The organism is Petrotoga miotherma DSM 10691 (assembly GCF_002895605.1).
Lineage (GTDB): Bacteria > Thermotogota > Thermotogae > Petrotogales > Petrotogaceae > Petrotoga > Petrotoga miotherma.
The window spans coordinates 44,978-66,048 of the sequence record NZ_AZRM01000027.1; the positions used below are offsets into that span (position 1 = coordinate 44,978).

The 21,071-nt window shown below is 32.8% G+C and carries 20 protein-coding genes; 8 read left to right on the forward strand and 12 right to left on the reverse strand.

The features are described 5' to 3' along the window. The first annotated feature begins 3 nt into the window (after positions 1 to 3). Genes X928_RS05950 through X928_RS05970 form a run of 5 tightly spaced genes read left to right on the forward strand, consistent with a single transcriptional unit; the run spans position 4 to position 4,662 of the window. Entirely contained in the window at positions 4 to 318 is a 315-nt protein-coding gene (locus X928_RS05950; RefSeq protein ID WP_103076464.1) for a V-type ATP synthase subunit F, read from the forward strand. Beyond that, positions 311 to 886 (forward strand): V-type ATP synthase subunit E family protein, encoded by a 576-nt coding sequence (locus X928_RS05955; protein ID WP_103078915.1) that lies wholly within the window; start codon positions 311 to 313, stop codon positions 884 to 886. The genes X928_RS05950 and X928_RS05955 overlap by 8 nt, the downstream gene beginning before the upstream one ends. Continuing rightward, a complete protein-coding gene (locus X928_RS05960) occupies positions 886 to 2,634 on the forward strand; it encodes a V-type ATP synthase subunit A (protein WP_103078916.1) in 1,749 nt (582 codons plus the stop codon). The genes X928_RS05955 and X928_RS05960 overlap by 1 nt, the downstream gene beginning before the upstream one ends. An 11-nt stretch (positions 2,635 to 2,645) precedes the next feature. Next, positions 2,646 to 4,016, forward strand: coding sequence for a V-type ATP synthase subunit B (locus tag X928_RS05965; RefSeq protein WP_103078917.1), 1,371 nt, complete (start codon positions 2,646 to 2,648; stop codon positions 4,014 to 4,016). Positions 4,017 to 4,050: 34 nt separating this feature from the next. Continuing rightward, complete coding sequence (locus X928_RS05970) at positions 4,051 to 4,662, forward strand: V-type ATP synthase subunit D (RefSeq protein ID WP_103078918.1); 612 nt, start codon at positions 4,051 to 4,053, stop codon at positions 4,660 to 4,662. On the opposite strand, the gene X928_RS05975 is transcribed toward X928_RS05970, so the two are convergent. From X928_RS05975 to X928_RS06005, 7 genes are all read right to left on the reverse strand, one after another. Continuing rightward, the gene (locus X928_RS05975) at positions 4,643 to 5,755 is read right to left on the reverse strand and encodes an anaerobic sulfatase maturase (RefSeq protein WP_103078919.1); all 1,113 of its coding nucleotides are present in this window, start codon (positions 5,753 to 5,755) and stop codon (positions 4,643 to 4,645) included. The two genes, X928_RS05970 and X928_RS05975, sit on opposite strands and share 20 nt — an antisense overlap. A gap of 209 nt (positions 5,756 to 5,964) precedes the next feature. After that, on the reverse strand, positions 5,965 to 7,464 hold the full coding sequence (locus X928_RS05980; RefSeq protein ID WP_103078920.1) for a sulfatase family protein: 1,500 nt from the start codon (positions 7,462 to 7,464) through the stop codon (positions 5,965 to 5,967). Between the two features lie 22 nt (positions 7,465 to 7,486). Beyond that, positions 7,487 to 8,470, reverse strand: a complete 984-nt coding sequence (locus X928_RS05985; RefSeq protein WP_103078921.1) for a glycoside hydrolase family protein — start codon at positions 8,468 to 8,470, stop codon at positions 7,487 to 7,489. 127 nt (positions 8,471 to 8,597) lie between these two features. Continuing rightward, positions 8,598 to 9,428: a carbohydrate ABC transporter permease gene (locus X928_RS05990; protein WP_103078922.1), complete on the reverse strand. Its 831-nt coding sequence runs from the start codon at positions 9,426 to 9,428 to the stop codon at positions 8,598 to 8,600. After that, on the reverse strand, positions 9,421 to 10,281 hold the full coding sequence (locus X928_RS05995) for a carbohydrate ABC transporter permease (protein ID WP_169926322.1): 861 nt from the start codon (positions 10,279 to 10,281) through the stop codon (positions 9,421 to 9,423). Before X928_RS05995 ends, X928_RS05990 begins: the two co-directional genes overlap by 8 nt. A 61-nt stretch (positions 10,282 to 10,342) precedes the next feature. Next, positions 10,343 to 11,602, reverse strand: a complete 1,260-nt coding sequence (locus X928_RS06000) for an ABC transporter substrate-binding protein (protein WP_103078924.1) — start codon at positions 11,600 to 11,602, stop codon at positions 10,343 to 10,345. Between the two features lie 47 nt (positions 11,603 to 11,649). Then, complete coding sequence (locus X928_RS06005) at positions 11,650 to 12,840, reverse strand: ROK family transcriptional regulator (RefSeq protein WP_103078925.1); 1,191 nt, start codon at positions 12,838 to 12,840, stop codon at positions 11,650 to 11,652. Between the two features lie 284 nt (positions 12,841 to 13,124). On the opposite strand from X928_RS06005, the gene X928_RS06010 reads away from it, so the two are divergent. From X928_RS06010 to X928_RS06020, 3 genes are read left to right on the forward strand one after another with little or no spacing between them, the layout of a single operon-like run. Continuing rightward, positions 13,125 to 13,829: a GntR family transcriptional regulator gene (locus X928_RS06010; RefSeq protein ID WP_103078926.1), complete on the forward strand. Its 705-nt coding sequence runs from the start codon at positions 13,125 to 13,127 to the stop codon at positions 13,827 to 13,829. Between the two features lie 13 nt (positions 13,830 to 13,842). After that, a complete protein-coding gene (locus X928_RS06015; RefSeq protein WP_103078927.1) occupies positions 13,843 to 14,406 on the forward strand; it encodes a chromate transporter in 564 nt (187 codons plus the stop codon). After that, a complete protein-coding gene (locus X928_RS06020; protein ID WP_103078928.1) occupies positions 14,403 to 14,918 on the forward strand; it encodes a chromate transporter in 516 nt (171 codons plus the stop codon). The genes X928_RS06015 and X928_RS06020 overlap by 4 nt, the downstream gene beginning before the upstream one ends. On the opposite strand, the gene X928_RS06025 is transcribed toward X928_RS06020, so the two are convergent. From X928_RS06025 to X928_RS06055, 5 genes are all read right to left on the reverse strand, one after another. Further along, entirely contained in the window at positions 14,905 to 15,864 is a 960-nt protein-coding gene (locus X928_RS06025; RefSeq protein WP_103078929.1) for a P1 family peptidase, read from the reverse strand. The genes X928_RS06020 and X928_RS06025 overlap by 14 nt on opposite strands. Positions 15,865 to 15,940: 76 nt before the next feature. Continuing rightward, on the reverse strand, positions 15,941 to 17,053 hold the full coding sequence (locus tag X928_RS06030; protein WP_103078930.1) for a KamA family radical SAM protein: 1,113 nt from the start codon (positions 17,051 to 17,053) through the stop codon (positions 15,941 to 15,943). Positions 17,054 to 17,756: 703 nt separating this feature from the next. Then, positions 17,757 to 18,647: a DUF5685 family protein gene (locus X928_RS06045; protein ID WP_103078933.1), complete on the reverse strand. Its 891-nt coding sequence runs from the start codon at positions 18,645 to 18,647 to the stop codon at positions 17,757 to 17,759. A 97-nt stretch (positions 18,648 to 18,744) separates the two neighbouring features. Further along, positions 18,745 to 19,956, reverse strand: a complete 1,212-nt coding sequence (locus X928_RS06050; RefSeq protein WP_103078934.1) for a hypothetical protein — start codon at positions 19,954 to 19,956, stop codon at positions 18,745 to 18,747. A 28-nt stretch (positions 19,957 to 19,984) separates the two neighbouring features. Further along, positions 19,985 to 21,016 (reverse strand): GspE/PulE family protein, encoded by a 1,032-nt coding sequence (locus tag X928_RS06055; protein ID WP_211286465.1) that lies wholly within the window; start codon positions 21,014 to 21,016, stop codon positions 19,985 to 19,987. Between the last annotated feature and the right edge of the window lie 55 nt (positions 21,017 to 21,071).

A 21,071-nucleotide genomic window follows, 5' to 3' on the forward strand; every position in this document is an offset into this window, starting at 1 on the left:
CAAATGAAATTCTTTCTAATAAGTGATAACATCGACACTGCCATTGGTTTAAGACTTAGTGGAATTGTTGGGACCGTTGTTCATGAAAGAGATGAGATATTAGAAGCCTTCAATAAGGCGTTGAGCAATAAAGAAATTGGCGTTGTTTTGATAACTGAGTTAGCTTCACAAAAGATACCGGAAGAAGTTAAAAAACATAAACTAGCCGGACAGTTACCTTTAATTTTTGTCATACCGGATAGGCACGGATGGCGAGGCGACAAAGATTTCATTACAAAGTACGTTGAAGGGGCAATTGGAGTGAAAATAAATGAATGAAATCGAAGATAAATTGGAATCAATGCTTGAATTATTAGACAAGAAATTTGAACAAAAATGTGATGAATTAAAAATTTCTTATAATAAGAAACTGGAAGAGGTTCAAAAGAGAATTGAAGAAGATATCAATAATTACAGAGATAAAAAATTAAAGGAAGCTAAAGAAGAGGCAGACCTTACTGAAAAAGTTAGCCAATCAAAAGCTAAGCTGAAGATAAAACAAGAAAGACTTAAGTTGAAAAACCAACTATTGGAAAGTCTTTTACAATTAATAAAAAAAGATCTTGTGACTTTGGATCCTGACAACAAAAAATATTTTTACCAAAAATTGTATATTGACGCAACTAAGCTGATACATAACGACTACGAGGTGCTCTGTAACAAAAATGATTATGAAACTGTGAAATCTATAGTTTTAGATCATAAAGTTAAAACAAGTAAAGAAATTGAAGGTGGAATCCTCCTAAAAAGTAATAATACAATCATTAACAACAGCATAGATTCATATGTAGAACAAAATAAAACAAAAATCTTCTCTCTGATATTGGAAGAAGTAGGTGATATATAATGTACATTAAAGAAATAAATGGACCTGTCGTTAAAGTTAAAGGCGTGGAAAAACTTTCGATGAATGAAATGGTTAAGGTAGGTAATCTGCACTTAATAGGAGAGGTAATTTCCATTGATGAAGATGAAGCAACTGTTCAAGTTTACGAGGAAACTTCCATGTTAAAACCTAAGGAACCTATTGAAGGGACAGGACAGATGCTTTCTGTAGCCTTAGGTCCGGGCCTTCTGGGAAGTATTTACGACGGTATTCAAAGACCCTTGAACAAATTAATAGAGAAAAGTGGATCCTTCATTGGCAGAGGAGTAGAGGAGTTTGGGCTAGATCTCTCAAAAAGCTGGGAGGTTGTGTTTTTAAAGAAAAAAGGAGATATTGTTAAGGGTGGAGATGTAATATCTCAAGTACAAGAAACTAAGCATATAGTACATAAAATTATGGTTCCAGCAGATATACAAGGAAAGATAGTTGAAATCAAACAAAATGGTTCCTATAAAGTAGATGAGGTTTTGGCAAAAATTCAAACTGAAGACGGTATAAAAGAAATAAAAATGTATCAATTTTGGCCTATTAAAGTACCTCGAGTTGTAAAAAATAAATTAGAACCCAATATACCGTTGATAACTGGTCAAAGGGTTATCGATATTTTCTTTCCCATCAGTAAAGGAGGAACTGCCGCTATCCCAGGAGGTTTTGGTACCGGGAAGACTATAACTCAACATCAATTAGCTAAATGGGCAGAGGCTGATATTATTGTTTACATCGGTTGTGGAGAAAGAGGAAATGAAATGACAGAGGTGTTGGAAGAATTCCCTAATTTACAGGACCCTAAAACGGGGGTCCCACTGATGGAGAGAACTGTCCTAATTGCAAATACTTCCAACATGCCTGTTTCTGCTAGAGAAGCGTCTATTTATACCGGGGTAACTATCGCAGAATACTATAGAGATATGGGCTACAACGTCGCAGTAATGGCTGATTCTACTTCACGATGGGCTGAAGCACTGAGGGAATTATCAGGAAGACTGGAAGAAATGCCTGCAGAAGAAGGTTATCCCGCATACCTTGCTTCCAGAATTGGCCAGTTTTATGAAAGAGCCGGATTATCGGAAAATCTCAACGATACGAATGGTTCTGTCACAATAATTGGAGCCGTATCACCTCCCGGTGGAGATTTTTCTGAACCTGTTACTCAAAGTACTACCAGATTTGTTAAATGTTTCTGGGGACTTGACAAAAACTTGGCTTATTCTAGACATTATCCATCTATAAATTGGATTACCAGTTATAGCGGATACGCAGGTGATTTAAAAGAATGGTTCACCAAAAACGTTACAAAAGACTGGAGTCAGTATAGAAATGAAGCTATGGAATTACTCAACCAAGACGATGCTCTTCAACAAACTATAAAAATTGTTGGGGAAGATGTTTTACCTGATATTCAAAAATTGGTAGTTTCAATAGCTAGAATAATAAAAATTGGAATATTACAACAAAACGCTTTCAGTGAAGTCGATTCGTACTGTCAATTAGAAAAACAACATATGATGCTAAAGATTATAATTGATACTTATTACAAGGCTAAAACTTTTATAAACAGGTCAGTTCCAATTACTCAAGTTCTACCCTCAGAAATAACAAGAAAGTTGCTAATAATGAAGGAAGATATCACAAATTTAAACGAATTCAAAAAAATTGAAGATCTTTTAAGTAAACATTTTGAAGAATTGGAAAAAAAGTATAACAGTTAAGAGGTGAAAAAATGGCAATAAGGGAATACGACCAAATTTCAGAAATTAGAGGACCTCTTATAATAGTTGAAAATATAGAAGATATCGGATACAATGAAATAGTGGAAATAGAGGAAAACGGAAAAAGAAGAGTGGGTTCCGTTATTCTTGTTTCTGAAAATAAAGCTGTTGTTCAAGTTTTTGAAGGAACACAAGGACTTTCTCTTACAAATTCAAAGATAAAATTCTTGGGCAGACCCCAAGAAATCAATTTATCTAGGGATATTTTGGGAAGAACTTTCAATGGCTTGGGAGAACCTATTGATGGAATGGGGGAGATTATTTCTCAAAAAAGTGCGGATATAAACGGATCAGCTATAAATCCTGCTGCTAGAGAATACCCCAAAAATTTCATTCAAACGGGCATTTCTGTAATTGATACAATGTTGACTTTAATAAGAGGACAAAAATTGCCGATTTTTTCTGGAAATGGTTTGCCACACAATAATTTAGCAGTACAAATTGCCAAGCAAGCGAAGTTAACTTCTAAAGAAGAATTTTCTATAGTTTTTGCTGCTATAGGGTTAAAAAAAGATGATGCCAACTTCATAATCAAAAATTTCGAAGACAGTGGAGCAATTCAGAATATGGTGTTATTCTTGAATTTGGCGAGCGATCCAGTGGTGGAAAGGATAGCAACCCCTAGAATGGCATTGACTGTAGCAGAATATTTAGCTTTTGAAGAAGATAAACACGTTTTAGTTATTTTAAACGATATGACAAACTATTGTGAATCCTTGAGAGAACTATCTAATTACAGAGGAGAAGTACCAGGAAGAAAAGGATTCCCAGGATATCTTTATTCCGATCTTGCCTCTTTGTATGAAAGAGCGGGAATAATCAAAGGGAAAAAAGGTTCGGTAACTCAAATACCTATTTTAACAATGCCCAATGATGACATTACCCACCCCATCCCTGACTTAACAGGATACATCACCGAGGGCCAAATAGTATTATCTCGTGATCTATTTAGAAAAAATATATATCCCCCTATAAACAGCCTTTCCTCCTTATCACGACTGATGAAAGATGGTATAGGAGAAGGGTATACTCGAGATGACCATCCAAATCTATCTTCCCAACTTTTTGCTTCTTATTCTCGAGTTTTTGAAATAAGGTCATTAGCGGCCATAATTGGTGAAGATGACCTGTCGGAAATCGATAAACTATATTTAAAATTTGGTGAAGAATTCGAACAGAAATTTCTTAATCAAGGTTTTCAAGAGAACAGAAGTTTGGAACAATCACTTGATCTTGCTTGGGAGATACTTTCCCTATTGCCAAAAACAGAATTAACCCGGATTAAAGAAAAAGAATTTGAAGAACATTATTCCAAGAAATAGTTTTTAAATCAACGCATTAGAGAGGGTGAAAACTATGATTTTCGATCAAACCATCCCTACAAAAGGTAATTTGATTGCTTTAAAACAGCAATACCAACTTTCACAAGAGGGCCACGATCTATTAGAAAAAAAGAGAAATATTATAATGAAAGAACTAGTTGATTTGATAGAACAAGCTAAAGAAATACAAGAAAAAATATTAACTACACTAGCTAGGGCTTATGAATCTTTACAGTTAGCAAATTTAGATCTCGGCATTGAAAATATAGAAGAATATGCCAATGGAATCCCAGAATATGATGAATTAAAAATAAGGTTCAAAAGCGTTATGGGAGTTGAGGTTCCAGAATTATTCAGACAAGAAAAACCCAAGTTGGAAATTCCTTACGAAATATATCGAACGGATGCCGCTTTAGATGAAGCTTATATTTCTTTTGAAACAGCTTTAGAATTAATAACAGAAGCATCTATGATTGAAAATAAAGTTTACAAGCTTGCTTATGAAGTTCAAAAAACAAAAAAAAGAGTTTCCGCTCTAGAAAATATTGTCATACCTAAGATGAAAGAATCTATTAAATTTATTCAAGATACATTGGAAGAAACTGAAAGAGAAGAATTCTTCAAACTCAAAAAGTTGAAGAAGTGACACTTTCTGAAATCTTTTTCAATCTCTCATACGAATATTCAAAAAACTCTTTGTAGGCATTACAAAAGTAATACTTTTTACCATCATACCTATATCTTTTACAACCATTCCTACATAAAGAATACCATTCACAGTTTCTGCATTCATCGGGAAGTTCGAGGGAAGACGCAATGAATTCTTTGGCTATCTCATTTTTTAATATTTCTTCCATGGTTTTTATCTCATTTATATTTCCAAGTTTATACTTTTCAAATACGTAAAAATCACATGGATAAATGCTTCCATCTGCTTCGATAATATTCTGTATACTACACATCCCATTCATTTCGCATGCTTGAGGAGGATAACCTCCAATCATTCTTACAAGGTTATCAAATAATCGAATGCTTATATATTTTCCTTTTATTGAATCTCTTTCCCAGTTATCAAAAAGTACTTTCAAAAAATAGGCATATTCCTTTGGTTTTAGAGAATAGGGATGGGAGACATTTTCTTCGCCATACGGCTCTATAACAGATATGAATTGAACAAAACCAAAGTTTTTCCTTTTATAAAAATTGTAAACTCTTTGAGGATGTTTGGCAAGTTGTGATGTAACAACAGTTAAAATATTGTAAGCAACCTTGTGTTTATCAAAAAGATCCACTGTTTTCATTACCCTATTATATGTGCCTTTACCTTCTTTGTCTACTCTGAATAGATCGTGAGTTTTTTTATCTCCATCCAAGGAAAGCCCCACCAAAAAATTATTCTTTTTAAAAAATCCCGCCCACTTTTCATCGATTAAAAGACCGTTTGTTTGAATGGAAAAATATGTTTTAATATTGTTTTTATTGTATTTATTAACAAATTCTAAAAATTTCTCATAGAATTCCAACCCAGCTAGAGTAGGTTCCCCTCCTTGAAAGGCAAAAGAACAACTTACTTCTGAAGAAGCTATCGCTTTTTTCACAAGGTTTTCTAAAGTTTCTTCATTCATCTTGCCATAAGAAACTTTTTTTCTCTTATTAGCAATATCGTTGTAAAAGCAATAAGAACATTTCATATTACAATTACTGGATACAGGTTTTATAAGCAAATTAACAGAGCGCAATTGGTCTCCCCTCTTTTCAAAATCTCACTTTTTGATTATATCAAAAAAATATTGTATTTTAAAAAATTCTATAAATCATCCATCAATGTAAGTTAAATCCAATATACTTTAGCACCTTTTGTCTCTTAGACCATATAAAAATAAAGGGGCCTTAACTCCTCTCCACAAATTAATTTACTGGGAAGAGAAAGGCCCGGCCTCGAAATAATTTAAAATTCCGCAGGATATTTCCTCTTCAATTCTTCTGCTGCTTTTTCCCTACCTGTTTCTTTTAATCTTTCGTAGTAAGTTTTCAAGTGACCTCTCGCGTGATAAGGCCCGCCTTCTTTTAAAACCGTTTGCAATGGATCTACTTGGTATCCTTCTGGTAATTCTTTCATCATCTCATCATGCCACTCATTTAAATAAGACAGTGCTTCCCTACAAATCTCTGGGCTTTCTTTGGCTATGTCATTTCGCTCGTGAGGATCCTCTTTTAAATTGAATAACATCTCTTTGGGGAAAAGGTGGTATCCATCGTGATAACTTCTCATATAAATCCAATCATCGAATCTCACGCTTCTTTGGCATACGTGTGCCATCTGACTTAAAATCAGATACTTTCTAGATATCTTTTCACCTTTAAATATTACATCTGCAAAACTTATTCCGTCCATTTCTTTTTTGAACATTTGAATATATTCTTCAGAAAACTTACTTTTTATCTCTGATTCAAATATTTCGTACAATGTTGATATTAGATCCAAATTGTATAAAAAGCCTTGATGTACATGGCTTTTTAATCCACCTGGCCATTTTATTATCAAGGGAATTCTAGAGGTTATGTTGTCAGCTGTCGCATGTTCTGCATATATACCCAACTCCCCTATGTTTTCTCCATGATCGGCAGATATTATCACAGCTGTATTTTCATATACTCTTTTTTCTTTCAACATATCTATTATCTTTCCAATCCAAAAGTCAGCATATCTAATACCTGTATCATAGCCATCTATTAATTGTTTCAAATCGTTCATGTTTTTTATTTCACCAGGTTGCCTTGGAAATCTTGGATCTTCACGATTGTCATACATATTTAAGTCTTGAGCAGTATGTGGACCAGCTAACTTTCTATGTCTTTTTATTAATTCTTCGTTATACCAACCGGGTATAGGTGAATTTTCAAAAGGGTCACCAAAGTCAGAGGGTGTTCTGTATGGCGTATGTGGATCCCAAACGTTTACATGTAAAAACCAATTGTCTGACTCAGCATTTTTGTTTAACCACTCTAGAGCTGAAGGAACAATCTCATCCGCTCTTTCAAGGCCACATTTTCCAGGGTTATAAACCTCATTGAATCCAGCATAAAACCACCAAGCAGAATGCCTTTCTCCAAAAGGACTTACCGTAACTGTATGAAATCCGATGTTTTTCAACAAAGCAGGTAAACTCATATATGCTAGTTTATCTTGAAAATCTCTATTCTTACCTTCTATTCGCATGTCAGCAGTTGTTCCACCGTGACCAACTAAACCTGTTTTTATACCAAATTTACCTGTAGATAGAGCTCCACGAGAAGGTAAACACGGGGCATCGGAACAATAGTAGTTATCAAATCTAATACCTTCTTTAGCCACATCATCAATATTTGGTGAGGTTTCTCGTAAGTATCCATAACTCCCAAGATGATCTGCCCTTAAAGTGTCAATGTCGATAAATAATATTCTCATCTTTACTCATTCCCCTCTAATTTTAAAATTTTTTCACTTTTGCCAATCTCAGTTCGTGAGCTTCGTCTTCTCTACAAAATTCGTAGTAATACCAAATTTCATCTTCTTTTTCAAGAAAATCAACATATCTTACTGAATGAGTGTTATAAGGGGACTCAAGTACAGGTTCATTAGGAGTTATACTTTCAAATGATTTTAAATCATAACTCATACATAATCCACATCTTTCTTCGTAATTTTCTTTCTCTGATGAACTTCCATCGTAAAATCCAAAGAAAACAGGAGGAACATAAATTACCGAATTAATTCTTGCTTGATATTTGTCCCAACCATTTTTTGAAACATCTAATATCTTTCCTTCCCATTTCCAATTTTTAGCATCTAAACTCGTCGCAAGTCCCGTCGGATGGGTTGTTAAACCTGTAGTATAAACATCTCCACTTTCATGCAATTTTCTCTTTGTTTCTTCAGAAGGATTCTTTAGAGGTTCTGCATAACTTACAAGCATATAATATTTTCTCCCCACCAAAAAAACGTAAGGATCTTTTATACCTTCTATATCTAAATCTTCTGCAACAAAAACCTTTTTTCTTGTACTTACGTCAAAATTTTTGGGATGATCCGCTTCCATCATATCTATTCTCCATTTTCTTGTTTGCGGATCAACATAGCTTATATACATTCTATATATTCCATCCATGCATCTTAAAAATGAGGCTCTTTCAATAGATTCACTGTTAAGTTGCTCTTTTTTAATAACTAGTATATCTTCAAATTTCTCTCCATCGACGCTTTGAGCAATTCTTACCTCTCCACCACGAATTGGTTTTGGTTTTCTTATCCTATAGTATAAGAAGAATTTACCTAATATTTCATCATAAAAAACATAAGGTGCTCCTACCCAATACCCATTTTCTTTCCCATATGGTTCTTTAATTGTGATCCCTTCAACAGGATCAAATAAAGACAGATTAGCAAAATATTTTGAAGAAAAAAGTTTACTCATAATTTCTCCTCCTCATATAATATGTATGGATATGAAACTTAAAAATTTGATTTAGATCCAATCTTGTAACCATATAAAATCAAAACCGTATTTGTGAATATCTTTTTATTTCTAAAGCGTCTAATTTTTAATATTTTGTCGATCCTGCAGTTAAACCACTTATAATATATTTTTGAAAAACAAGAGTCAGTAATATTATTGGTATGATTGCTAATACTATCGCACTACTAATCAACTCCCAGGGAAATGAATATTCACCAGGGTACAAGGAAATTCCAACAACAACCGTTCTCATTTCGTTTTTTGAGAGTAAAACCAGCGACAAAAGAAATTCATTCCAAGAAAATACGAAAGTAATCAATCCAGCTGCGATTAACCCAGGTAACGACATTGGAAGTAATATTTTAAAAATCATTTGAAACGTATTACAACCATCAATTCGTGCGGAATCTTCAATGTTTTTGGGAAGCGTTCTAAAATAATTCATCAATATCCAAATCGCCAACGGAAGATATAAGGCTGTATGACCCAATATTAACGATATATAATTGTTTATCAAATTCAAATTCCTAAAAATCAAAAACAATGGAGGAACTATCGCAACCGGTGGAAAAAGTAGCAAAGCCAAAACAATCATCATTAAAGACCTTTTACCTCTAAATTGAATCCTAGCAAAAGAGTATGCCGCTAAAGTTCCGGTAATTAAGATCAGAATGGTAGCACTCCCGCTAACAATAAAACTGTTTAAATAGTATCTCCCAAAAGAACCCATCTGGAATAAATTAACATAATTTTGAATTGTTGGTTGAGAAGGAAATATTTTTACTGGCCAAGAATAAATTTCATTTGTACTTTTAATAGAAGTTAAAAACAGCCAAACTATTGGGAATATTGACAGTAAAACTAGCAAAATAGCTATTAAATAGTTGAAACTCTTTTGAATTTTCAATTTATTCATAGATATCCCACCTTAAAGTTCTCAAGTATATTATAGCCAATCCTAACAACAATAAAAACTGTATCAGGGCAATAGTTGAAGAATAACTAAAATCCAAATATTGAAAGAAATTATTGTAAGCAAAAACTGATAGAGTCTCAGTAGAATTTACTGGTCCCCCACCTGTAAGGTTATACGGTAATTCAAAACTTCTAAAAGCATCTCCCGTTCTAAAAAGTAAAGAAACCATTATTGAAGGTCTCACTAATGGAATTGTAATTTTTCTTAAGGCTTGCCAATTAGTGGCGCCATCAATCTTAGCAGCTTCATACAATTCTGAAGGAATGGTTTGTAGCCCTGTCAAAATAAGAAGAGCCATAAAAGAACTTGTTTTCCATATAGCAACTATCATCATAGAAATCATAGCTAATGGTATTTCCCCTAGCCAATTTATGGGAGTGTCTATAATATTCAAATTTATCAATATTGAATTAAATAATCCATAATCGGTATTATACATCCATCTCCAAGCTAATGCATTTAGAGCTGTTGGCAACGCCCAAGGAATCAATAAAGCCACTCTGATAATTGATCTGCCTTTCATTGCTTTATTTGCAACTAAAGCCAAAAGAAAACCCAAAAATAATTCTATTGGAACTGTAACTCCAACAAAAATAAGAGTATTATAAAATGCCCTCCAGAACGATGGATCATTGAAAAGTCTGGAAAAGTTACTTAACCCTGAAAATTCAACACCTGTGAATGAATAAGAAGAAAAACTTAAAACTATTGTGTATATTGTTGGACCAATAAAAATTGTTATTAAAATTATGAAAGCTGGTAATATAAGAAAAATTCCCGTTTTTTTATTCAACTTCATCACCTTCTTTAATGGGTCCTTAGAATAAATCCAAGGACCCTCTTTGTAAATTTCCTTACCTAAGAAGCGCGTTTATTTGAGATACAGCATCGTCTAAGGCTCTTTGAGGTGTTTTTAGTCGTAATAATGCGGATTGTATCTCCCTTTGCATAATTTCAGAAACTTGAGTGTACTTCTCTCCAAGTTGGGCGGAGGGACGAACATTTCCAACCATAAAATCCTTGTACTGTTTGTTGGCAACAGGAAATTGTTCTACTAATCTTGAATCTTCATAAACGGATTGCCTTGTTGGTAAATTTCCGGTTACTGCGGCTGTTCTTAGTTGAGCTTCGTGGGAAGTTAGATATTCAATAAATTTCCATGCTTCTTCTTTATGTTGTGAATTTATATTTATCCCTAACAACCACCCTCCTAAACATACGGTGTTTGTATCAGGATATCCCTCAAAATAAGGCACTCTCATAAAATCAACCTTATCAGCTACTATGGAATCTGAGGCAGTTAAAATAGGCCAAACAAAATCTTGAACTACCATAAAAACAGCTCTACCTTGTTGAAATAATATTCTAGCATCATCTGGAGTATAAGTTACGATACTTTCCGGAGCAAGGTTATATTCATATATCATATCAACCATAAATTGTAAGGCTTCTACTCCCTCTTTACTATTTACAACAACATTTCCCTCTTCATCGAAAAACTCTCCACCTTTGCCCCAGAAAAACTGGAGATAATTCATAAATAGGCCTTCAATTTTGCCCCACATACTTATATATCCATATAAGTTGGGGTCTTTTTCTTGTTCCACTATATAAGAAGCCTGTTCCACCAGTTCTTCCCAAGTATTCGGAGGAGTAAATCCATATTTCTTAAGTAAATCCTTTCTGTAATACAAATGAAGACCGTTTATGTAGAGAGGTACTCCATAAACATCTCCTTCATATTTTGCTGCGTCTATCATGTTTTCAATGAACTCTGCATGTTCCTCTTCCGGAAAATATTCATTTAATGGTGCTAACCATCCACGAGATGCAAATTCGCCAGGCCAGATAATATCCATAGCTATAATATCCGGCTTGTCACTTCCACCGAAAAACAGTGTCACATATTGACTATGTTGCTGACCGGGGACCCCAGGAACCTTCAACCATTCGATTTGTATGTCAGGATTTTGTGCTTCAAAATTCGAGATATGCTCATCCATTACTGCTCCTATTTCTCTTGGTGAAATCCCGATTTCCACGGACACCCCAGACAATGCAACAACGCCAAACAAAACAACTAATACCAACCCAAAAAACTTTCTTAATGCCATAGTACCGCCTCCTTTTAAGAATAAATTCCTTCTTTGATTGATACGCGTTAAATCAACATATCTTCTAGAACCATTGAAGCTGCTCCGATTGCAGTAATTTCTTCTCCCAATTCGGAAAGTTTTATCTGTGTGTTTTTTTCTATTAAAGGTAACGTTGTTTCATTTAATCCTTTGTAAAAATCTTTTTCTATAATATCCCAATACTTTTTTATTTCTCCAGTTAATACAACCGATTCCACATTGATGATATTTAAAACGTTTCCTATAGCTTTGCCCAAGTAAAATCCAGATTCTTGAAAAATTTGAATAGCATTTTGGTCTCCTTGGTTAGCATAATTAATTATTTTTCCCATATCGTAGTTTTCGTCTAATTTTTTATTACATTTTGTGTAGTATTTTTTTACCATTGATCTAACCGAAGAAAAAGTTTCTAAACAGCCTTTTTCTCCGCAACTACAAATATCGCTATCTTCGGCAACTTTTATATGTCCAATTTCTCCTGACAAGTTGTATTTTCCCCTAAACAACTGATTTTGAATAACTAAGCCTGCACCTATTCCATAACTTATATTCACAAGAAGGAAATCATGAACTTCTTTTCCTATCCCATATATTAATTCACCTAATGCCTTCATATTTGCATTGTTATCAACTACTATTGGGATTCCTAACTTTTCAGAGAATTTATCAATTAACGAGAAGTCAAAATATCTTTCTAAGTTTGGTGTGATTGATAAAGAATTGTTGTTTCTACTCACCAAACCTGGAAACGCTACTCCTATACCCTTGATCGACTGGTTCGAAATATTCAGATCATGTTTAATCTCTTCTAAAGATTTAATAAATAAGTTCAATATTTCTGTTATATTCTTTAATGATATGAGCTTTTTCAAAGAAATAAAAGGTCTCTTCGTTATTACATCTCCATTCAAATTCATAACAACGATCTCCGAATGAATTACAGTTAGGTCATAACCTATAACAAAAAATTTCTCTGTTTCTGGTATTAATAAAATAGGTTTTTTACCAGGTCCGACTTTATCAATATTTTTATAACTCTCTTTAATTAAACCTTCCTCCATCAACCTCTTCACCAATTCAGAGACGGTCGATCTTGTTAATCCGGTTTTTTTAGAAATTTCAATTCTTGAAATCGGACTATTTTGCAATATTTTCATTAATACTAATCTAAGATTATTTTCTTTCACTTTCTTGTTTGAAAATTTATAGCCAGTCATTTAAAGTAACACCCCTAAAAATTAATTTGTTTTCTATACAAACAATTATAATTACTTTAATTAAAAAAACCAAATCTCATTATCAGTGATTAACCCAGATTAAATAGGATCAGGAACAATTAAAGTTGATTACATTAATTTTTCTTAATTTTTCATTTTTTGCAAATTTATATCTTATTCGTACCATGAGAACTCTTGACTTGATTCCTTTTATTTGATATAATTAGTATATACAAGTTTGAGTAGACATATTTGTATATCTTTATTGAAGGAAGGTATCGTAAATGGCCAATTACAAGACACCAATTTATCAAACAATCGCTGATCAAATAATTTCAAGAATATATGAAGGGGAATATCCAATGAACTCATTTCTTCCATCAGAAAATGAACTGGCGGAGGAATTTCATGTAACAAGAACTACGATAAGAAAAGTTTTAAGTTTATTGAAACATCAAGGTACAATAAAAAGTTACCAAGGAAGAGGATATAAAGTTCAATCTCTTTTTTGGGAGCAAAGTCTTTTAAAGTTTTACAGTTTTGGAAAAAGTATAGCCAGTAAGCTTGAGAATTCTAATACTAAACTTATATCGGTAAAAAACGTCTCTGGATTGGAAGATGTTGATGAATTTAAAAACGTCGAATTATGGGAAATTACAAGGTTGAGATTAGTTGGAGAAATCCCTTTAATATTGGAAAGCTCTTACATCCCTATTGACTTTCTAAGAAAAATGGATAATAAAAATCTAGAAACAAAACCTTTGTATGATTTACTTGCTAGAGAAGGAATAAGATGTGTCAATGCCAAAGAATATCTCGAACCTGTCCTACCTTCGCTAGAAGCCCAAGAATTGCTAGAAATTGATGAAAATATTCCTCTTTTTCAAACTACAAGATACACATATGATTCGGAAAATAGATTGGTAGAATTCAGGGAAAGCCTGATAAGAGCTGATCATTTTAGATTCTTTACTGAACTGAAATTGTAGGGAGATAATAGAAATGAGTGAAAAAGGCAAATCAAAAATAGTGTTAAAAATGTTCATTACGTTTTTTAAAATAGGGCTCTTCACTTTTGGCGGGGGGTACGCTATGATTCCTTTAATGGAGAAAGAAGTCGTAGAAAAGAAAAATTGGGTAGAAAAGGATAAGTTTACAGACACGGTCTCTTTAACTCAAACTATACCAGGAGCTGTGGCTATTAATCTTTCTATTTTAGTAGGATATGATATAAAGGGAATTTTAGGAGCTGTTATGTCAGTAATAGGGGTTTCTTTACCCTCTTTTATAATAATATTGGTGATAGCTTTTACTCTTACGAAAACAGCGGGACTTAACGTTTTACAAAGTGCCTTTGAAGGTATAAGACCTGCTATAGCCGCACTTATCGTATATGCTGCGATAAGTCTATCAAAATCGGTTAAATGGTCTATCGTTTTAGTTCTATTAACTGCAGGAGCTTTTGTTGCAATTGGAGTATTTAAAATTAATCCCATTTATATAATTGTTATCGCTTTCATTGTGGGGAGCCTTTCCTCTATGTCTGAAGGGAGAAAAAAGCCATGAAAACCTTATTTGGCTTGTTTTTTTCTTTTTTTGAAATTGGCTTATTTGGATTTGGTGGTGGTTACGCAATGATACCACTAATTCAAACACATCTAGAAAGAAGAGATTGGATGTCTATTCAAGAATTTCTGGATTTAATAGCTATAGCAGAGGTTACTCCCGGACCAATAGCTGTAAATAGTGCTACTTTTGTTGGATATAAGGTTTCTGGGGTAGTTGGTTCTTTGGTCGCGACAACTGCAGTCATACTGCCTTCGTTAATTATAGGATTACTGGTAGGCAGATATTTTAAAAACGGAAATGGCGATACTCAACAAAATATTCTTAAATTTCTAAAACCTGCTGTTATCGGGTTGATACTTGGTTCAGCATACACAATTGGTATCGCTAATATCGTAAATTTGGAGAGTTTTCTCATATTTATTGGGGTTTTGATGCTCCTTTTTTTCACAAAATTAAATCCGATTTTTATAATAATTATGACAGGAGTAGTGGGAATTATCTTTTATTAGGATTCAAATCTTTGTAACTGAGAATATTGTCAACTTTTCTTGCCGATTTGATAGCCCTTATAATAGATTTTTCTACTACTTCTGCTGCTACTTCTCCAATTAATGTAACGTCGCTTGATAAATCACTAGTAGATAAACAAAAAATAGTATCTCCATCGTACATAGTATGAACAGGTCTTATCGCCCTTGCCAACCCATCATGGCTCATTTGAGCAACTTTGTTGGCTTCCTCTTTGGACAATTTTGCATTTGTAGCTACGACGGATAGAGTTGTATTTTCACCTGGATTAGACTTAAAACTTGATTTTTTCATATATTCAGATATATTCAAAAAATTATTGTTATGGTCTATAGCCCCAGCTATTATTTCCCCTTCTTCGTAAACATCTCCTGTAGCATTCACAACCGTTATCGCTCCGACTATTATCCCGTTACCTAATTCAATGGAATAACTTCCTACCCCACCTTTCATAGCATTGTTAACACCTGCCGCCTTACCAACAAGAGCCCCAGTCCCTACACCAACGCATCCTTCTTCAACACAATCTGATGTGGCTAAATTTGCTGCGATATAACCAGATCTTTTATCGGGTCTAACATTTGGGTCTCCTATATCCAAATCATAAATAACTGCAGCAGGTACTATGGGGACTTTCACAGTACTTGTTTGAAAGCCTATACTATTTTCTTCTAAAAATTGCATGACCCCACTTGCTGCATCTAAGCCAAAAGCACTTCCACCAGTTAATAAAACGCCGTGTACCATTTGAACAAGATTCCCCGGTTTTAGTAAGTCTGTTTCTCTTGTACCTGGGGCTGAGCCTTTAACATCAACCCCACCTACCGCTCCATTTTTGGCTAGAACAACCGTACAACCTGTTAAGGATTTATTGTCAGTGTAGTGTCCTACTTTTATTCCTGGTACGTCTGTTATGCCATTTAACATGTTGAATCTGCTCCTTTTTTAAAATAACCATCTGAAAATTTTCATCCCTCAAGTAATGGAATCTTATCTATATATTTTAAAAACTTTTGTAATTATATATTTCCACCAATTCTTTGTAATCATCAAACCAATAGGCTTGTGGATCTCTTTTGAATACAAAAAATTTACCATAGTTATCAGGATTGTGCGATCTATGATAACGAAAGATAATATTTTTGCTAGTCAATGCGGCAACTTCTATTTTTCCAGATTCATGAGACATTACAAATCTAGGTCTTTTGGCTAAACCTGAGATATCTTCTAAAGATTCTAGGAATATTGAATAAGCTTTTTCTAAAGGAATAGTAAAACCTTTATTCCCCATGACAGGTCTATTTTGAAATACATAATAGGGAGGAATACCATTAAAGGATAGCTTTTTAAATAATGTCGATAATGTCTTAGGATTATCATTAATACCATGCAAAAGAGGAGTTTGATTTGCTATTATGGCTCCAGAATTTTGCAATATATTTATTCCCTGAATAGAAGCAGAAGTTAATTCTCTTGGGTGATTAAAGTGCACAATAAAATATAATTTTTTACCACTATTGGTAATTTTTTTAATGAAACTTGATAGTGTATCATCCGATATTATTCTGAAAGGGTTAAAAGCCGGAGTCTTTGTACCTATGCGAATGATTTTTATATGATCTATTTCATTAATAGATTCTATAATTGATTTAAGTTTATTAGTTGAAAGGAGTAAAGGATCACCCCCTGTCAGGAGAACATTTGTGATTTCTTCATGTTTTCGAATATAATCGAGATCTTGTTCAATTTCACGGGTTCTAACTACTTCTTTACCAACGTTCTTGAACAATCTTTTTCTAAAACAGAATCTACAGAAACTCCCACATACATCATTTACTAACAGTAAAGCGGTATCCCTATACTTGTGTTGCAATCCCTTACTTATTGTATATGAATGTTCTTTTGAAGCGTCTTCTAATCCCCATTCTTCCAATTCTTCAATATTTGGAATTATAATCTTTCTTATAGGATCGTTTTTGTCTTTCCAATTGATTAAGGCCAAGTAATATTCATTAGCTCTAAACTTATACTTTTCTTCAACAGGTTGAAGTTCTTTTAATTCTTCTTGTGAAATCCCTTTTACTTTTTCCAACTTAGTAACATATTCTGGATACATCGATATCACTCCCCTAATATTTTTCATCATCGGCTTTTTATATTATTCTTTTTGAGAAAAATTTTTCAATAATGAAGAAATCTCATATTTCAATCTCTTTAATAAATACCCATAAATATTGGTAAATATCAAATAAAGAAATATTATAAAGAATAGACCTTTTCCCTGAGTGGCAAAATCCGGAAGAAGTTCACCAAAAAAGGTAAACATAAGATAAAAGGCAAGAATCGAAAAAATTGTAATGAATAAGTGTTTAAATAACCTTTTTTCTACAACAATAAAAGCAAGGATTGGAAGAAAAAAGAGCAAAAATATACCAATTGCTTCAACAACAAAGCCACTGATAAATATTAAAAAGAAAATTGAAATACTGAAAATAAATGCATATCTTTTTTCTAAAAAGAAAACTCCCAGAGGAAGAATTAAACTAACAACGGTGGGAGCGATTCTCAAATACCTTGAAATAAGGAAAAGCAAGAAAAAAAAGATAACCAAAAAAGCAGTCTTTATAAGGGGATTTTTTATATTTAAATTCATAAACTTTTAAAACCAATTACAAAGATCTCCGCCACCACATTCACAAAGGGTATCTAAACAGACAGTGGCTCCTAAACATTCTAAACAGTTACCACATCCACTTCTTCCATAGCTATAATAACCCGCTCTAAAAGTATCCATTTTTTCTCTAAACTTTTCATCTTCCTTATATTTTAAAAATAGGCTTTTGAACTCTCCCTTTTTTATTTGCTCTAGAATGGTTTGTTGCTCTTTCATCAATTTCTCCTCCATCTAAAATTTTTGTGACAGAATTCCTGTGATATATCAAAGAAAAAGTCGCCAGTTTTTTTACTAAATGCTTGTTGAAATTTGCAACTTCTTCAACGTTTTCTAAGAATTCTTTTGAACATAAATCGTAAGTAAATAAAATTCTTTCTTTTTGATCCTGAGTTAATTCATCTAATTTTTTTACTCCAAAAGAACTTGCTATAGAATTAAAGTTTCTCCTTTTTATATCTTTATCGAAATCGTATACACTGTCTACCAAATATATCAAATAAGCGGTCACAATAGGCATGGTAGCTGGATACCCTTGGGGAAAAAATTTTTCAAATAACATTTCCATAATCTCTTGAGATGGTTGGGCATAATCATCCAAATCTAAATTTTGTTCTTCTACCTTTTGTTGCATTCTTAATAGATGTTTGTATTCATTGATAGTCTTGGAGTCAAAGTATTCAAATAGTTTTGATTCCAATTTTTTTAAAATTTTTTTGGGTACTAACTTCCCCTCTAAGTTGTAATCTAAAAGTTTTCCATAGATTATGAGTAAGTTGAGATAAGCATAAGGTGTCATAAAAGAATTATTTGCGGGTTTAAATCGTTTTTTTAATCCTACATATGGACATCTGAATTCGTTTATATTCTCAAGAGGGTTGTTCAACATTGAAAAGAAAACCACTTCTTTTATCGTCGTGAGTCTATAAAACTCTCCTAAATTTTCTTTCAAAGAATGACATAATCCACAATAGTAATATAGGTAATTTTTTCTTTCTTCTTCGGTAGGGGTAAAATAGATAGATATGTATCCGTACATTATTTTAACCTCATTTGTATTAATTTTACTCTCTTTGGAAACTTTATTTTAGCGCTCCTTCGCCCCGCAGCCCGCCACACAATTATTCTAAGTGAATTTAATAAACTTCGACTGTATGTTTCTTTGAAAATATCTTATCTCCTATCTTCACACTGAATTGAATTTCATACTTTCCTGATCTATCTAAAGTTATAGTTTTAACATTCGATAAATCAAATACCCTGGTCGTTCCTAATTCTGGTATATATACCCTAGATAAGTCGTTATTCTCGTAGTTATAAATTAGTTGTTCTTCATAGAATAACTTAAACCGTACCTGTGAAATTTCAAATGCCCTAGGTTGTTTATTAGAATTTCTTAGTAAGCCCTCAAAATCAAGTTGATCTCCTCTGGAGGCTGCTGAAATAACATAAACTAGAAGGGATATATCATTGTAATTTTTATCTGTTTGATTCACTATATTCAAAGTAGTTGCATAAGTTTGCTCAAGGGAATTAAAGTCGAATAAAACATAATAATTTCCTGGATCCAACTTTTTATTGATTTCAAAATCTAAGGGTATTGAAGACAAAGGATTTAAATTTAATGTCCCAAAAGAAAATTTCTGTGAATGGATAACCTTTTCGTTTTGTTTTATTGTTAGCGTTCCAAATAATTCTTTGTTAAAGGTTTCGTTGGTTCCATTTACTGCTAATATGCTAACAGAAGGGAATTCCGTAGTGAGGTAGAACATATCTTTAGCAGAAACATCTATAATCAATCCCTTATTATAATTAAAGGTTTTAACAAGATTTACGTTTTCATCATTTAAGACAAAGGTCACTCGGGCTTCATAAGTTCCTTTGTCTAAATTTGAGATCTCCTTTTCTCTTAACAGATCAAAAACTAAAATTGTTTTATATGGCGAGATATCAGTTTCTACGGGTTGAGGAAATACATAACTGTATACAACCTCTGAATTTTCCTGGTTTACTATCAAAAAAGAAAAATTATTAATTGTTATATGAGAGTCTTTGTTGTTGGTGTTTTGTATAGTAACTTTTATATCTAAGTTATCTGGATAGTAATATTCTTCTTTTGATTCTAAGTTGATATGAATACCTTTTATAACTACATTGTAAGGTAGATCAAATCTTGAACCCCTACGTCCTATAATAATAAATATCAATGATAATATGGACAAAAAAATAACAATGTAAAATGTCCATCTAATTATTCTTTTTTTTGGTTGTTCTCTTCTTTCTTTTTCTTTTTTTCTTTCTTCATCATACTTTTGCCATTCTTCTGGGCTCTTTGAAAAATACTGCATGAATTCATCTCACTATTTTCACTATTATTTAGAAGGAGGATAAATTATTTGAATACTGATCTTCACTGATTAAACCTTCATTAAAAAATTTACGGAGTACTGGCAGTGGATCTATATAACGATCAGAATTTTTGTATTTTTCACTTATAAAATTGATACTTTTACCTTGTGAAAAGTCTTTTTTCAAATTTTTTGAAATTATTAAACCTTCAAAAACAGTTATAAAACCTTTTTTCCCCGTATTATAGCAGTGCTGACACCCGTTCCCTTGGCAAAAAGGGCAATTTCTAGGTATTAATCTTTGATTAAGAATAAGATCTAAGCTTTCAGAGAGATTCCTTACTTCTATACCAAACATCTTTAACCTTTGAAGAACTAAAAAAACATTCTTAGCATGTAACGTGGAAAACACCAAATGACCTGTTATCGAAGATTCAAATAACAATTTTGCAAAATTTTCCTCCCTAATTTCACCCACAACTATTAAATCAGGGTCTTGTCTCAATATATATTTTAAAATATCTGCCTTGTCTTCCTCAATTTTTGATACTATTTGAATTATACCAGGATTAATATACTCTATTGGATTTTCTATGCTATGTACTTTTCTTTTTCTTTTGAACTTATTAACTATATACTGCATCGTTGTAGTTTTGCCAGACCCTGTAGGACCAGAAAAAATAAGCATTTTTGATTTTTGATCAATTAATTTTTCTACATTAGAAAGAATCAAAGGCTCCATGAAAACTTTAATATCGTTTATGTTTCTTAATTTTCTTAAGACACAACTTATTCCTTCTGAAGATCTAACAAAGGAAGCTCTGTAATTAACGTTCTGAAAATTAAAAGAACCGTCGATATTTTCAAAATCTTTTACTATATCATACCCACAATTGATAAGTAATTTGTTTAGCACTACTTCGTATTCATATACACCCATAGTTTCTAAAGTTATTAAATCCCCACAGTATCTGGCTTTAACATCTACCTTTTCTTCATGGGGCTCAAAATGAAAATCTGTAATATTTTCATTGTCATACTTTTTCAAAAAGTTATCCAAAATATTTTCTTCAACTTCATAATTTTTTAGGTCTTTATTGTACAAGAGATAGAAA

What these genes read in the sequence shown, in the direction of transcription:
- X928_RS05950 (WP_103076464.1), top strand. Translation starts at nt 4, where the DNA reads ATGAAATTCTTTCTAATAAGTGATAACATCGACACTGCCATTGGTTTA.
- X928_RS05955 (WP_103078915.1), top strand. Translation starts at nt 311, where the DNA reads ATGAATGAAATCGAAGATAAATTGGAATCAATGCTTGAATTATTAGAC.
- X928_RS05960 (WP_103078916.1), top strand. Translation starts at nt 886, where the DNA reads ATGTACATTAAAGAAATAAATGGACCTGTCGTTAAAGTTAAAGGCGTG.
- X928_RS05965 (WP_103078917.1), top strand. Translation starts at nt 2,646, where the DNA reads ATGGCAATAAGGGAATACGACCAAATTTCAGAAATTAGAGGACCTCTT.
- X928_RS05970 (WP_103078918.1), top strand. Translation starts at nt 4,051, where the DNA reads ATGATTTTCGATCAAACCATCCCTACAAAAGGTAATTTGATTGCTTTA.
- X928_RS05980 (WP_103078920.1), bottom strand. Translation starts at nt 7,464, where the DNA reads ATGAGAATATTATTTATCGACATTGACACTTTAAGGGCAGATCATCTT.
- X928_RS05985 (WP_103078921.1), bottom strand. Translation starts at nt 8,470, where the DNA reads ATGAGTAAACTTTTTTCTTCAAAATATTTTGCTAATCTGTCTTTATTT.
- X928_RS05990 (WP_103078922.1), bottom strand. Translation starts at nt 9,428, where the DNA reads ATGAATAAATTGAAAATTCAAAAGAGTTTCAACTATTTAATAGCTATT.
- X928_RS06000 (WP_103078924.1), bottom strand. Translation starts at nt 11,602, where the DNA reads ATGGCATTAAGAAAGTTTTTTGGGTTGGTATTAGTTGTTTTGTTTGGC.
- X928_RS06005 (WP_103078925.1), bottom strand. Translation starts at nt 12,840, where the DNA reads ATGACTGGCTATAAATTTTCAAACAAGAAAGTGAAAGAAAATAATCTT.
- X928_RS06010 (WP_103078926.1), top strand. Translation starts at nt 13,125, where the DNA reads ATGGCCAATTACAAGACACCAATTTATCAAACAATCGCTGATCAAATA.
- X928_RS06015 (WP_103078927.1), top strand. Translation starts at nt 13,843, where the DNA reads ATGAGTGAAAAAGGCAAATCAAAAATAGTGTTAAAAATGTTCATTACG.
- X928_RS06020 (WP_103078928.1), top strand. Translation starts at nt 14,403, where the DNA reads ATGAAAACCTTATTTGGCTTGTTTTTTTCTTTTTTTGAAATTGGCTTA.
- X928_RS06025 (WP_103078929.1), bottom strand. Translation starts at nt 15,864, where the DNA reads ATGTTAAATGGCATAACAGACGTACCAGGAATAAAAGTAGGACACTAC.
- X928_RS06030 (WP_103078930.1), bottom strand. Translation starts at nt 17,053, where the DNA reads ATGTATCCAGAATATGTTACTAAGTTGGAAAAAGTAAAAGGGATTTCA.
- X928_RS06045 (WP_103078933.1), bottom strand. Translation starts at nt 18,647, where the DNA reads ATGTACGGATACATATCTATCTATTTTACCCCTACCGAAGAAGAAAGA.
- X928_RS06050 (WP_103078934.1), bottom strand. Translation starts at nt 19,956, where the DNA reads ATGCAGTATTTTTCAAAGAGCCCAGAAGAATGGCAAAAGTATGATGAA.